Origin of the sequence: Cetobacterium sp. (assembly GCF_051653945.1) — a bacterium.
In the GTDB taxonomy this organism is placed as follows: Bacteria; Fusobacteriota; Fusobacteriia; order Fusobacteriales; family Fusobacteriaceae; genus Cetobacterium_A.
This window is the reverse complement of sequence record NZ_JBOFXD010000021.1, coordinates 1-14,527: the sequence shown is the minus strand read 5'-3', so window position 1 is coordinate 14,527 and position 14,527 is coordinate 1. Positions and strand designations below refer to the sequence as shown.

13 protein-coding genes are annotated in these 14,527 nt (G+C 27.6%); 9 read left to right on the top strand and 4 right to left on the bottom strand.

The window, feature by feature from the left end; genetic code table 11:
- Positions 1–34 precede the first annotated feature (34 nt).
- From tilS to ACRC8M_RS02185, 4 genes are all read left to right on the top strand, one after another.
- Entirely contained in the window at positions 35–1,375 is a 1,341-nt protein-coding gene (gene tilS / locus ACRC8M_RS02200) for a tRNA lysidine(34) synthetase TilS (protein WP_438527643.1), read from the top strand.
- On the top strand, positions 1,365–3,551 hold the full coding sequence (gene ftsH / locus ACRC8M_RS02195) for an ATP-dependent zinc metalloprotease FtsH (RefSeq protein ID WP_438527642.1): 2,187 nt from the start codon (positions 1,365–1,367) through the stop codon (positions 3,549–3,551). The genes tilS and ftsH overlap by 11 nt, the downstream gene beginning before the upstream one ends.
- A gap of 109 nt (positions 3,552–3,660) precedes the next feature.
- Positions 3,661–3,921 (top strand): 30S ribosomal protein S15, encoded by a 261-nt coding sequence (gene rpsO, locus ACRC8M_RS02190; protein WP_438527641.1) that lies wholly within the window; start codon positions 3,661–3,663, stop codon positions 3,919–3,921.
- 56 nt (positions 3,922–3,977) lie between these two features.
- On the top strand, positions 3,978–5,090 hold the full coding sequence (locus tag ACRC8M_RS02185; protein ID WP_438527640.1) for a YibE/F family protein: 1,113 nt from the start codon (positions 3,978–3,980) through the stop codon (positions 5,088–5,090).
- Between the two features lie 14 nt (positions 5,091–5,104).
- Here the strand turns inward: ACRC8M_RS02185 and ACRC8M_RS02180 are convergent, their stop codons facing one another.
- Both ACRC8M_RS02180 and rpsT read right to left on the bottom strand, forming a co-directional pair.
- A complete protein-coding gene (locus ACRC8M_RS02180) occupies positions 5,105–5,611 on the bottom strand; it encodes a KdsC family phosphatase (protein WP_438527639.1) in 507 nt (168 codons plus the stop codon).
- Positions 5,612–5,675: 64 nt separating this feature from the next.
- Positions 5,676–5,936, bottom strand: a complete 261-nt coding sequence (rpsT, locus tag ACRC8M_RS02175; RefSeq protein ID WP_438527638.1) for a 30S ribosomal protein S20 — start codon at positions 5,934–5,936, stop codon at positions 5,676–5,678.
- A 266-nt stretch (positions 5,937–6,202) separates the two neighbouring features.
- Here rpsT and ACRC8M_RS02170 point away from each other — a divergent pair, with 266 nt between their 5' ends.
- The 5 genes from ACRC8M_RS02170 to ACRC8M_RS02150 are packed head-to-tail and all read left to right on the top strand — an operon-like array spanning position 6,203 to position 13,488.
- A complete protein-coding gene (locus ACRC8M_RS02170; RefSeq protein WP_438527637.1) occupies positions 6,203–8,665 on the top strand; it encodes a helicase C-terminal domain-containing protein in 2,463 nt (820 codons plus the stop codon).
- Positions 8,666–8,679: 14 nt separating this feature from the next.
- Positions 8,680–10,749 (top strand): HD family phosphohydrolase, encoded by a 2,070-nt coding sequence (locus ACRC8M_RS02165; protein WP_438527636.1) that lies wholly within the window; start codon positions 8,680–8,682, stop codon positions 10,747–10,749.
- A gap of 11 nt (positions 10,750–10,760) precedes the next feature.
- A complete protein-coding gene (ybeY, locus tag ACRC8M_RS02160) occupies positions 10,761–11,225 on the top strand; it encodes an rRNA maturation RNase YbeY (protein WP_438527635.1) in 465 nt (154 codons plus the stop codon).
- 10 nt (positions 11,226–11,235) lie between these two features.
- Positions 11,236–11,949, top strand: coding sequence for a diacylglycerol kinase (locus tag ACRC8M_RS02155; protein WP_438527634.1), 714 nt, complete (start codon positions 11,236–11,238; stop codon positions 11,947–11,949).
- Between the two features lie 18 nt (positions 11,950–11,967).
- Positions 11,968–13,488, top strand: coding sequence for a hypothetical protein (locus tag ACRC8M_RS02150; RefSeq protein ID WP_438527633.1), 1,521 nt, complete (start codon positions 11,968–11,970; stop codon positions 13,486–13,488).
- Positions 13,489–13,513: 25 nt separating this feature from the next.
- Here ACRC8M_RS02150 and ACRC8M_RS02145 read toward each other — a convergent pair whose 3' ends face one another.
- Both ACRC8M_RS02145 and ACRC8M_RS02140 read right to left on the bottom strand, forming a co-directional pair.
- Positions 13,514–14,113 carry a lysine exporter LysO family protein gene (locus ACRC8M_RS02145; protein WP_438527632.1) on the bottom strand — a complete coding sequence of 200 codons (600 nt, stop codon included), beginning with the start codon at positions 14,111–14,113 and terminating at the stop codon, positions 13,514–13,516.
- Entirely contained in the window at positions 14,114–14,392 is a 279-nt protein-coding gene (locus ACRC8M_RS02140; protein ID WP_438527631.1) for a LysO family transporter, read from the bottom strand. It abuts the gene before it with no gap.
- Between the last annotated feature and the right edge of the window lie 135 nt (positions 14,393–14,527).

Sequence of the window (14,527 nt, the reverse complement as noted above, 5' to 3'; positions counted from 1 at the left end):
AATTCTATAAAATACTGTTTTAAAGGATAAAATTATGTTAAAAAAAATTTTGAAAAAAATAAAAGATGAAAAATTAATAGAAGAGGGCGACAAAATAGTTCTTGGTTTTTCAGGAGGCCCAGATTCAGTATTTTTATTAGAAGCTCTAAATTATGCTAAAAAAGAGATAAATTTTGAGTTTGTTTTAGCTCATGTAAATCACTTGTTAAGAGGAGAAAATTCAGATACAGATGAAAAATTTAGTATTGAATGTAGTGAGAGATTAAATATACCAATTTTTGTAAAAAGAGCTTCAATAGAAGAGATTGCTAAAGAAAATAATATAGGTTTAGAAGAAGCTGGAAGGTTTATTAGATATGAATTTTTTAAGGATATATTGAAAAAGATTTCAGGCAATAAAATAGCAATAGCTCACAATTTAGACGATCAGATCGAAACATTTCTATTTAGACTTATTAGAGGTTCATCTTTAGAAGGCTTAGAAGGAATTCCAAATAGAGAAAATATTATCAGACCAATAAATGAGGTCTATAAAAATAATATTTTAGAATTCTTAGATGAAAATAAAATTAAATATAGAATAGATGAAACTAATTTTGAAAATGACTTTACAAGAAATAGTATAAGATTAGATTTGATACCTTGGATTGAAAAAAGATATAATAATAATTTTAAAGATAAAATTTTTAATTTGATTTCAGAAATTAAAGAAGTAAATAAAATACTAGAAATTGATTTAAAAAAATATGAAGAGTTTAGAGAAAATAGATGGTCTTTAAATATAGATTTAATTGAATTAGAAGAAAATTATATCCAAAGAAAGATAATTAATGAGTATTTAAAAAAATATAATCTAGAAGGTTCAAGAGAAAAAATAGGAAACATTATAAAACTATTGAATAGTAATGGAAGTAAGGTAATAAAATTAGAAAAAGGTTTCATACTGAAAAAACAATATAAAAATATTTGGATAGAAAAGGAAAAAAAAGATAATTTAGAAAAAGTTAATGAATTAGTTACAGAAAAAATACCGTTTAAAATCATTTTTAATAGCTATATTGTAGAAGCTATAGAGGATAATAAAAGTTTTGGTAAAAATGAATTTTTAACAAATTTAAAAATAGGTGACACTATAGAGATTAGAATGAGAAAGGATGGGGATAAGATAAGACCTTTAGGAATGGAATCATATAAAAAATTAAAAGATGTTTTTATAAATGAGAAAGTTCCCAAAGATTTAAGGGGAGAAATACCATTAATAGTAAAGAACGGTGAAATCGTTTGGGCTTCAGGTGTAAAAAAGAGTGAAAGTTTCAAGAGTGAAGAAAATAAAAAGGGAATTAAGCTAATCATAAGGAGGCAAGATGAAGAATAGAGAAAATAATGAAAAAATGGCATTGTATAACTTCATTGAAGAGGAGCCAAAAAAAGATGAAAGCGACGATGATGAAGCTGAGAAAGACAATGACAAAAAATCAAATGAAGAAAAAGAAAAAGAAGAGTTAGAGGAAAGAAAAAGAAAAATTAAAGAAAAATTAAAAGAGGGTATAGATAAAGGAAAACAAGATAAAGATTCAAATGACTCAAGGGAGTTGGGTGGAAGATTTAACTTAAAAGGGTTTGTAATGTTATTATTTATAGTGACAATAATTTTATCTCTTCCGACAATGTTTTCTAAGTCAGATTCAACAAATATAAAAACAATAAGTTACACAGATTTTTTACAAGATGTAAAAGATAATAAGTTAGTTAGAGTAGATGAAAGAGAAGGGTATATATACGGGTATACTGCTGAAAAAGATGCATCTGCTGTAAAAGCTAGAATGATAACAGATAGACTAGGAGGAGATTTACAACTAGTTGATCTAATAGAAAATAAAAATATTCAAATTCAATCTTTACCACCACAGGAGTTACCATTTTTATTAAATATGTTAGCATCTTGGTTCCCAATGTTGCTGTTAATTGGAATTTGGATTTTTATGCTTAATAAGATGAATAAAGGAAGCGGTGGAGGACCACAAGTTTTCAATATGGGAAAATCAAAAGCTAAGGAAAATGGTGAAAATGTATCTCAAGTTACTTTTGCTGACGTAGCTGGAATAGATGAGGCAAAAGTTGAGTTAGAAGAGATTGTTCAATTTTTAAAAGAACCTGATAAATTTAAAAATTTAGGTGCTAAAATTCCAAAAGGAGTTTTATTACTAGGTGCTCCAGGAACAGGTAAAACACTTTTAGCTAAAGCTGTAGCTGGAGAAGCTGGAGTTCCATTCTTCAGTATGTCAGGATCAGAATTCGTAGAAATGTTTGTTGGAGTTGGAGCTTCAAGAGTTAGAGATCTATTTTCAAAAGCTAGAAAAAACTCTCCATGTATAATTTTTATAGATGAGATTGATGCTGTAGGTAGAAAAAGAGGAAGTGGTCAAGGTGGAGGAAATGATGAAAGAGAACAAACACTTAACCAACTTCTAGTAGAAATGGATGGATTTGGAAGCGACGAAACAATAATAGTTTTAGCAGCAACAAATAGACCTGAAATATTAGATAAAGCTTTGATGAGACCAGGAAGATTTGATAGACAGGTAGTAGTTGATAGACCTGATATAAAGGGTAGAGAAGCTATATTAAAAGTTCACTCGAGAAATAAAAAGTTTGCACCAGATGTAGATTTTGATGTAATAGCAAGAAAAACGCCTGGTTTTGTTGGAGCAGATATTGCTAATATGTTAAATGAAGCTGCAATATTAGCTGCAAGAGCTGGTAGAGCTGAGATAAATATGTCAGACTTAGAAGAGGCTTCAGAAAAGGTTACAATAGGACCAGAGAGAAAGTCAAGAATGGCAGTTCAAAAAGAAAGAATTATAGTTGCTTATCATGAGGTTGGACATGCTATGACTCAAAGATTATCACCTCATACGGAGCCAGTTCATAAAGTAACGATAATTCCTAGAGGGATGGCTGCTTTAGGATATACAATGACTCTTCCAACAGAGGATAGATATTTGAAATCTAAAAATGAATTTTTATCTGAACTTGTAACTCTTTTAGGAGGAAGAGCATCAGAGGAAGTTGTATTTGGAGATATAACAACAGGAGCTAGTAATGATATAGAAAGGGCTACAGCAATAGCTCATGCAATGGTAACTAAATACGGTATGAGTGATAAATTTGGACCAATAATGCTAGATGCAACTCGTGATGGAGATATGTTCCAACAAAAACTTTATGGTGAAACAACTTCAAAAGAGATAGATGATGAAATAAGAAGATTAGTAACGACTGCTTATAATAAAGCAAAAGAGATTTTAACTGAAAATAGAGAAACATTAGAGAGCATAACTCAAGCACTATTAAGATTAGAAACTATAACAGGTGAAGAGTTAGATGAGATGTTAAAAGGAAAAACTGTAAAAAGATTAGAAGATGAAAATAAAATAGAAGAGAAATTAGCTGATTTAAAAGAGGAAGAAAATAAGCTAAGAGAGGAATTAAAGCAAAAAGCTTCTCAATCAGTTTTAGAGGATTCAAAAGAAGAAAAGACTGAAAATTAGACTTTACTAAAATAAAATATTATGTTATAATGATAACAATCTATGCTAGGATTTACGATTAAGCCCCGTAAATCTTGGCTTAGATATTAAATATTCAGGAGGAAATAAAATGGCTATAAACAAAGCAGAAATCATCAGTACTTACGGAAAAGACGGAAAAGATACAGGATCTACAGAGGTTCAAATCGCTATCTTAACTGCACAAATCAACCACTTAACTAATCACTTAAGAACTCACAAGAAGGACTTCCACTCAAGATTAGGATTATTAAAAATGGTTGGAAAAAGAAAGAGACTTTTAAGCTACTTAATGAGCAAAGATATCGAAGGATACAGAGCTCTTATTGCTAAATTAGGAATCAGAAAGTAATATTAAAACGAGGAAGTTTTCCTCGTTTTTTTTTATAAAATAAAAGGGGAGAGTGTATGAAAAAAATTTGTATATTATTTTTAATAATATTTTCCACTGGAATATTTGCCCAAGAAATAGATTATGATGATAAATATCAAACTCAAGAGGAGTACGTAAAAGGTAAAATTTTATATTTAGAGAGTACAAAAAAGAGTGGATATAGTGGGCAAGATGGAATAAAAGAGATTGAAGAGTATAGAGTAAAAATTTTAGAGGGCGAAGATAAAAATAAGGAGATTTTAATTCAGTCTCCAGTTTATTTAGAAAAAGCTTATAATATTTTTATACGAGAAAATCAAGATGTAGTATTGTACAAAGAGATGAGTGAATTAAATAATAATACATATTATATAGTGGATATAGATAAAAGAGAATCAATATTTTATATTGTAGGAATATTTATACTGTTAACAGTTATAATTGCAAGATATAAAGGAATAAAAGCTATTTTATCCTTAATAATTGTAGTAGGAATAATATATAATATTTTTTTACCTTTAATATCAAATGGATATTCTCCAATTTTAATTTCGACATTTTGTGCTTTATTATGTTCTACAATTACAATATTTTTAACTACGGGATTTTCACAAAAAGGATTAGTAGCTATATTAGGTGCTGTATCAGGAGTAGTAATAGCAGGTATAGTATCAATGTATTTTTCATATAAAATGGCTATGACAGGATTTGTTTCAGTAGAAGCATTAAATTATTCAACATTACTTCAAGGAATAAAAATTAGAGAAATAATATCTGCTGGAGTTATATTGGGAAGTATGGGAGCTGTTATGGATGTATCAATGTCAATATCGTCAGCTCTCACAGAATTGAAAAAGAGGAGCTCTGATATAGCCCAAAAAGAGATTTTCGAATCAGGAATGAGAATAGGTGAGGATATTATAGGGACAATGGTAAACACGTTAATACTGGCTTATATAGGAAGTGGAATATTATCGACTTTATTTATATATTTGCAAAAAGAGCAGTTTCCATTGATTAGAATTTTAAACTTTGAATCTGTAGCAGCTGATATTATAAGAGCTTTTGCAGGAAGTATAGGAATTTTAGTTGCAGTACCAATAACTTCATATTTATGTTGCGTTATATTTACAAAAAAAAATAGCTGAGGTTCAGCTATTTTTTATTGTTCTGTGGGAATAAAGTGATTAACAACATTACTCCATAGATTTTCTTTTTTTAAAATATATTCTATAAACTCTCTAACAGCTCCATCGCCACCATTTTTAGTTGAAATAAAATCAGAAATCTTAAGAATCTCTTCAACTGAATCTTTAGGTGCTCCTGTTAGTTTACATTTTTTCATAACTGCCAAATCAATTAGATCATCACCCATATAAGCAACATTATCATAAGAAATAGAATATTTTTCTAATATTAAATCAAGAGTTGCTATTTTATTTTTAATACCTTGATGAATCTCTTTTATTCCAAGTTCTTGGCAACGTTTAGTAACTATTTGAGATGTTTTTCCTGTGATGATAGCAACCTCTTTACCTTGAGAAATAGCTTGGGTAATTCCTAATCCATCTTTAACATTAAAAGCTTTCATTTCATCACCAAAATTTGTTACATAAAGCTTCCCATCAGTAAGAGTTCCGTCAACATCTAAAACAATAAGTTTAATCATAAAGCCTCCTCAAAAATAAAAAATAAAACTGGGGATGTCCCCAGTTTTACTTTAATAGCATTGATTATAAAGCGTTAACTTTTGCAGCTAATCTAGCTTTTCTTCTAGATGCTGTATTCTTTTTCATAATTCCTTTGCTTACAGCTTTATCTAACTCTTTATAAGCTATTGATAAAGCAGCGTTTGCAGCTTCAACCTCTTTAGTTTCTACTGCTACTAAAACTCTCTTAAGCATTGTTTTTACTCTAGATTTTACAGCTTGATTTCTCTCTCTGTTTCTCTCTGCTACTAAAACTCTCTTTTTTGCTGATTTTGAATGTGCCAAATCAAAAACCTCCCTTTAATTTTAAATAAAATTTTCATAACATAATAACATAAATAACGATCTATGTCAATATGAATATCGTACTGAGTACAAGTATTTTAATTTGACAGGTAAGCATAAAAAGAGACACAATATTTACAATGGACCTAAAATATTTTAACATATTTATTAGGAAAAAAGAAGATAAATAAAAAAATAATTTATATTTTCTCAAAAAAAGAGTATTATATTAGAGTGAGAATATAATAAACAAAGAAAGGATAAGAATGAATATAGAAGATAAAATATCTTTAGAAGCTAGAGATAAAATGAAGCTAGAGATAGAAAAAGTCGATGGTAACGAAATATTTTTCAGAGGAATTCCAGATGAAGAAGGAGTAGTAACAGAAGTCGAAGTATTAGCAAGGGGGAACAAGTATTCAGTACCTGCTATATTAAAAGGGATGAGAAAAGGTGAAGTAATAATACATAATCATCCATCAGGCCATTTATATCCATCAGATCCAGATGTAGAGATTGCAGCTATATATTCAAATAAATTAGATGGAGGATCATATATTGTAGATAATAATTTGTCTGACATATATGTAATAGTTGAACTGATTCAAAAGAAAAATATAAAAATAGATATAAAGCCATATTTTGAAAAACAAGGTCTTTTAGCAAATGTATTTAAAGAGTTTGAATATAGAAATGAACAGTTAGAGATGGCTGAGGTAATTGAGAATGGATTAAATACAGAGACAAAAGTAATTGTTGAAGCAGGAACGGGAACAGGAAAAACATTAGGTTATTTGATTCCTGCAATAGAGTGGAGTATAAAGAATAAAAAAAGAGTTGTTATAAGTACTAATACAATAAATTTACAAGAACAACTTTTAAATAAAGATATTCCTATAGCTAAAAAGGTTATCCAAGGAGATTTTAACTATGTTTTAGTTAAAGGAAGAGGAAATTATTTATGTAATAGAAAGTTACATAACGTGGCTACAGGAGATATTGTTGATTTTGAAGAGTATAGTCAAAGTCAGAAATCTCAATTTAAAGAGGTTTTAAAATGGGGTGGAAAGACTGAAACTGGGGATAAAGCTGAACTTCCATTTGAGGTAGATTATTCAATTTGGGAGCATTTCCAAAGTGAAAGTGATATGTGTGCAGGAAATAAATGTGCATTTAAATCAGAATGTTATTTTTTAAAAGCGAGAGATGAAAAAAAGAAGGCGGATATTTTAATAACTAATCATCATATGTATTTTTCTGATCTGGCAATAAGAAAAGAGATTGGATTTAATACTGAGTACTCAATTTTACCAGAGTATGAATTAGCGGTATTTGATGAGGCACATAATGTTGAAAAAGTTGCTAGAGATTATTTTTCATACGAAGTTTCTAAATATGGTTTTACTAAAACTATGAATCAAATATATACAATGGAGAAATCTAAAAAAAGAGGTACAGGAAGTTTAGATGTTTTTATAAATTATTTAAAAAGTTGTGACTATGATGGAAAAAAAGGAATTGAATCAGATTTAGAGAATGATATAAAATTGAGACATCGTAATCTATTTAATTCAGGTAGAGCATATTTTAATTTTATAATTGAAATTTTTTCTAAAGGACAAATGAGTAGCATAACTTATAGATTAAAAAAGAATGAGTTTGAAAAAGCGGTTTTTTATAATCAGTTAGATAATTTAAAAGATGAGTTTGTTGTTGATTTATCATCTTACTTAAAAAAAGTCAGAACAATTTTAGGGAAAATTAAAGATATAGAGGATAAAGAGGGATATATTAGTGATTTTTCTAGATATATAGACAGATTGGATGGTTTTTTTGAAAATTTAAAATTCATAAATTCATTAGATGATGATAAGTTTATATATTGGGCAGAAGTAAATGGAAAAAAAAGTAATTCCAAGTTAGTTGCTACTCCTTTGAAAATAGATGGAGAGTTGGATAAAAATCTATATGCAAATTTGAAGCAGATGATTTTTACATCTGCAACAATAGCAATAGGAAATGACTTTTCTTATTTTAAAGAAAGTGTTGGTTTAAAAGAGAAAACTTTAGAGAAAGTTATTCATTCACCATTTGATTACGATAATCAAATGACTGTATATTTACCTAAAGACCTATTGAATCCAAGTGATCCTAAATTTATTGATAGCATTAAAGATTTTTTAAAAAATTTAATATTGAAAACTTCAGGAAAATGTTTTATACTATTTACTTCATATAGTACTTTAAACTATATGTATTATATGATAAAAGATGAATTAGAAAGTTCTGGATTAAATCTTTTGATTCAAGGACAAGCACCTAGAACCCAACTTGTAAATTTATATAAAAATATAAAAAATCCTGTTTTATTTGGAACAGATTCTTTTTGGGAAGGTGTAGATATAAAAGGTGAACAGTTAAGTTCAGTGGTTCTAATAAAATTACCGTTTAAAGTTCCAAGTGATCCAGTGACAGAAGCAATAATTGAAAATATAACGCAACAGAATAAGAATGCATTTGTAGAGTATCAAATTCCAGAGTCTGTGATTAAATTTAAACAAGGAATTGGAAGGTTAATTAGAAGTAAAAGTGATAAAGGAATTGTTACAATATTAGATAATAGAGTAATAACAAAAAGTTATGGAAAATATTTTAAAGAAGCTATCCCTACTAAAAATATAAAAATATTGAGTAAAGAAGAGATTTTAAAAGATATTTCTAAAACCTAAAAGGAGTAACTAATATGAAAAAAATTGAGCTATTTGGTCTAAGTTTAACTTTTAAGATTAATAGGAAGAATGCAGACGATGCTGAATTATATACTAAAGATTATCATTTAAAAGAGAAGATTTTCTATTTAATTTTAATGATAATGCTAATAGTTATTAGTTCAAAGAGCGGCTATATAGTAAATAGACAAAAGTATGATGTGGGTGACGTAGCGATAAATGATATCTATTCACCTAAAAGTATTCTTTTTAATGATAGAGACAAAAAACAAGATATTATAAAAAATCTTATGGAAAATTCTAAAAAAGAGTATATATACGTGCCACAAGCGGGGACTGTTTATATATCAGGAGCTGAGTATCTTTTTGATGAAATATTAAAGAAAAATTTCAAAAAAAATAAATTATATCTAGATAGAGTTGAAGATATAATTGGGAAACAATTGCCTCCTAAGTTAATAGTAGAGTTAACACAATTAAATAAAAAAGAGTTATTAGAAACAAAAGAAAGAGTTGTTGGATTTTTAACAAAGGCTTACGCAACAGGTATTATAAGAGAAAAAGGAAGTTTAACAATTTCCCCTCCAAACGATGAGTTATTTTTAGAACTACCAGAATTTGACAAAAAAATTGTTGAAAACTTTTTAACAGCAAATTATATATATGACGAAACTAAAACTAAAAATTCTATTGCTGAAAAAATATCACAAATAGATGATCAGATTTTAGATATAAAAGCAGGAACTTTACTTGTTAAAAAAGGTGATATAATAACTGATAGTAGAGCTAAACTTTTAGAAGCTGTTGGAATTTATTCTTATAAAAAAAGCTTAGGATTTTCTATGGCAAACTTTTTATACACAATTATTTTAACAGTTATATTTTATCCCTTGCTAGCTAATAAGTTTAAAAAATATATATTAAATAAAAGCATATATAGAAGTTTATTTTTGATATATACAATAGGGTTTTTAGCATATAGATTTACAAAACCTGATCATATATATTTTGTTCCTTTTGAAACAATGTACTTCTTAATGGCTATACTTTTTGCTAAAGATTTTGCTTTTTTAGCGACATTGATGGCAACTACTTTTTTATTTCCTATTGTAGGTTATGATCCGGTATTTATTATTGTAACTTTTTTAGTTTGTTTAATGGGATCTTATTTAATAGAAAAAGTAACAACAAGACAGGAGTTAATTGCTTTAGGAATGAAATTGGCAGTGACAAAGTTCTTTTTATATCTATTATTAACTTATTTTATAGGAAGAGAGCAGAACTTAATTGTATTACAAAGTGGAGAGATTGTTGTTTCAGGGTTACTTTCAGGGATGTTAGCTATAGCTGTTTTACCATACTTTGAAAGAACGTTTAATATTTTAACAACATTTAGACTTTTAGAGTTAGGAGATTTATCTCATCCATTACTTAAGCTTTTATCTATGAAAGCTCCAGGAACATTTCATCATTCGATGATGGTTGCAACTTTATCAGAAGCAGCAGCAGAAGCAATTGGAGCAAACGCTATTTTTGCAAGAGTAGCGTCATATTATCATGATATAGGAAAGATGAAAAGACCTAAATTTTATGTAGAAAATCAAGAAGGGGGAGAGAATCCTCACTCAAAAATATCTCCGTTTTTAAGTACTTTAATAATAACATCTCATACTAAGGATGGTAATGAACTAGGAAGAGAGTATAAAATCCCAAGAGAGATTAGAGATGTTATGTTTGAACATCAAGGAACAACAATGTTAGCATATTTTTATAATAAGGCGAAGCAATTAGATCCAACTGTTATAGAAGAGGATTTCAAATACGGAGGACCAATTCCAAGAAGTAAAGAGTCAGCTATAATTATGCTAGCAGATTCAATAGAAGCAGCTGTAAGATCATTAGATGAGAAAACACCAATAACTATTGAAAATATGTTAAGAAAAATTATCAATTCTAAAATAGAAGACAATCAATTATCTGAAGCAGCATTGACATTTAAAGAGATAGAGATAATTATTAAAACTTTCACAAAAGTTTTAATGAGTATTCATCATGTTAGAATAAAGTATCCAGGACAAAAATAAAAGGAGTTAGTATGGAAGTAGTATTAGATTTTTCTCTAGAAATAGAGGGATATAATGAAATTATAAATGAAGAAGAAGTAAAAGAGTATATTTATGAAGTTTTAAATGATGAGTTTGAATCTGAAAAGCCAGTTTATATATCTGTAGCTTTAGTTGGAAATGAAGAGATTCAAAGAATAAATAGAGATTTTAGAGATAAAGACAGACCTACAGATGTAATATCTTTTGCATATCATGAAACAGAGGATTATATGATTGGACCATATGATACATTAGGAGATATAATAATATCTTTAGAAAGAGTTGAAGAGCAATGTAATGAGTACAATCATTCGTTTAGAAGAGAGTTTTTTTATGTTCTAACTCATGGAATGTTACACCTTTTAGGATATGATCATATAGAAGAAGAGGATAAAAAAGAGATGAGAGCTAGAGAAGAAGAGATTTTAGGAAAGTTTGGTCATACGAGAGATTAAGGAGGGGCTGATGAAAGATAAGGGGAGTAAGCAGGATGTAACACAAAGTTTTAATGTAGCAATAGAAGGAATAATAGAAACTATTAGAACAGAAAGAAATATGAAATTTCACGCATTTTCTACAATATTAGTTTTGATGATTTCAATTTTTCTAGGTGTAAGTAGAATGGAGTTAATTGTGTTGTCAATTAGTATGTCCCTTGTTTTAACAGCAGAACTCTTAAATACTGCTATAGAAAGTTTTGTAGATTTAGTTTCACCAGAATATAATATTTTGGCAAAGAGAGCTAAAGATGTTGGAGCGGGAGCTGTTTTTATAGCAGCAACTAATGCTTTAATAGTTGGATATTTAGTATTTCATAAAAGAATAGCAGGTGAGTTTGATAATTTTTTTGATTTATTAAAAGAATCTTACGCAAATGTAATAATATTTATAATAATATTTATAGTAGTATTAGTAATAGCAATTAAAAGTATTTTCAAAAAAGGAACTCCTTTAAGAGGAGGGATTCCTAGTGGACATAGTGCTCTTGGTGGAGCACTTTTCATGGGAATATTTTTTTTAACACACGATGTTAGAGTATTTTACCTTTCTTTATTTCTATTAATTTTAGTTCTGCAATCAAGAGTAGAAGGGAAGATACACACAGTTTTAGAAACCGTAATAGGTGCCGCAATAGGAATGGGTGTTACATATCTTTTTCTATCTCTATTAAAAATTTAAAATATTAGGAGGTATATAATGCAAAGAGCTAAAGACTATCTATTGCTTAGTGTACTCTCTTATTGTAATTTTTCTCAAGAGGATTATAAAAAAAATTTAGATCAAATTTACAGAGAGAATGATTCATTAAAATTAGATAGCGATGGATTTTATTTTTCAAATTCAAATACAAGATATTTATTTTATGATTTTTTTAAGGATATTCTTCATAATTGGGAGATATTTTATGTAGAAAGTAAGAGAGCTTCTGATTTAGAAAAAGATTCAACAGGATTTTATAGTGTAGTTTTTAGAAATATTAAATATGATAAATATGTTATTTCTTACAGAGGTAGTGAGAAATATCCTATAGAAGATGCCTATAAAGATTTTATAGAAAATGATTTAAAAATTGGTTTAGGAGTTAAACCTTTACAATTTTATGATGGTTTAGAAGTATTTAATAAAATTTATGATGAGTTTAAGATTCCTAAAGAAAAGATATCAATAACAGGGCATTCTTTAGGTGGTGGAATTGCTCAATTTGTAAGTATTATGGTTGATAAAGAGAGAGGATTTATTCCATATACATGTACTTGGAATGCTGTAGGAATAAATAGAGATGGGATTATAAATATTTTAGATTTTTTTAATTATGATCAAATTTTAGATAAATTAAACTTAGATGACATTGAGAAACAATATTTTATTGAGTTTAAAAATGAATATTTATCATTTTTCTTAAAAGAGTTGAAAAAAGGAAAAGTGATAAAAGATAGCAATACGCTATTAATAACAAGTAATGTTGAAATATCACCTCAAATAGACGAAGGATTTATAAAGAATTTTGTAAAGAGTACAAAATTTGAAAATTTATTAAGTAAATTATCAAATGATACAAAAAATACTTTATTAGATAATAATAGAGTTTATAATGCACTATTTAAAGTAGATAATTTAACTAATGAATTATTCCAAGCAGATTATTTTATCAGAAAAATTAAAGCTAATAAAGTTTATGAAGAAAATATAGTTAATTTTTGTCACTCTGAAGATTTGACAGTTTCTCTTTTTCCCCATGTTGGTGCTGTTTATCAAGTTGATAAAAGTTTTTTAAAGAAAGAGATAAAGAAAAAAACTATTTTTTCTAGTTTTTTATTTTTTACAAAATCAGTTCAAGATTATCATTATCAAGATATATTTTTACCTTTTATTGAAGTTGAAGGTGAGAGAAGTGGAATGTTTAGTAAAAATTTATCAATTGGTTATTTAGGAACAATTATAAGAAAAATATTAACTCTTGAATATTGTGTAGAAAGAGAGTTATTAGCAGATTATTATAGTCTGATTTTAATAACAGATGAGAATTATAAAAAAATAAAATCTCAAATATTAAATGCAATAAAAAAGTGTGGAGAAGATATTTTATATAAATCTCAAGCATATAATCAGATAAAAGATATGGATCAAGAAACTTTTTCAAAAGTTTGGGAAAATTTAAAAACAAAACTTCCTAGTCCATATAGAATACAGGATATATATGATTTAATATTATTTTAAAAGGACATGAATTTTTCATGTCCTTTTATAGTTTAAAAATATTTACAATTAATGGAACTAATATAGGAACAGATGTAGTTAAAACAACACCTGAAAAAAATGCAATAACAGAGATATCAGAACTATTACTTTTATTTATAACAGGAAGAAGAGTATCCATAGCTGTAGCACCAGCTGTAGATATAGATTCGAAGCTTCCAATAGATTTAGCAATAAGAGGAATTGTTAAAATAGCAAGAACCTCTCTGAAAACGTTACTTAAAAAGGCAACACTTCCAAGCTCAGGACTTATTTTCGATAATTCAATAGCTGATAAAGAATACCAACCAAGACCAGATGAAATAGCAAGACCTTCACCAATGGAGATAGGAAGAAATAAAGAGCCGATAACTCCACCTAAAAGTGAACCTAAAATTGTGGATAGAGGAAGAAGCCATATTTTTTTACCATATTTTTTTAAATTAGAAAATACAGAAGAGTTATCTCCAATATCAATTCCAACAAAAAATAAAAGTAAACAAAGACCTAAATCAATAAAAGTATCTGATGAATTAGATAAAAATGGAGTTTGAAAAAATAATCCTATAACAACTCCAAAGATGATTGACAAACAAATTCCTACCATTTATTTATCACCTCTTTTTCTAAAGAAAAATTTAGTAATAAAAATACTCCCTAAAATAGAAAACAAAGCAATAACAATAGCTTGCAATCCAAGATTTGGAAATTCTTTTATAATTTTATTATCACTACCAATTTTATAACCCATGACTCCTAATAAAAAGAAAAGAGAAAAGGATTGTAAAATAGTAGTTTTCATTTTTAATTTTAAGGGTATTAATTTGTATTTACTCAACAGAAATCCACAGCTTATAATGAAAATATATAATAAAATTCTTATCATGCTTCCTCCTAGATATTAAATGTAGTAGGAGTTTACCATAAAGATTATATAAAAATCAAATTTCATCAAAAAAAAACCTTTAAATGATTTAAAAAGCATGAAAAAGTAAAAAAAAGAATTAATTTATTTTTTTAT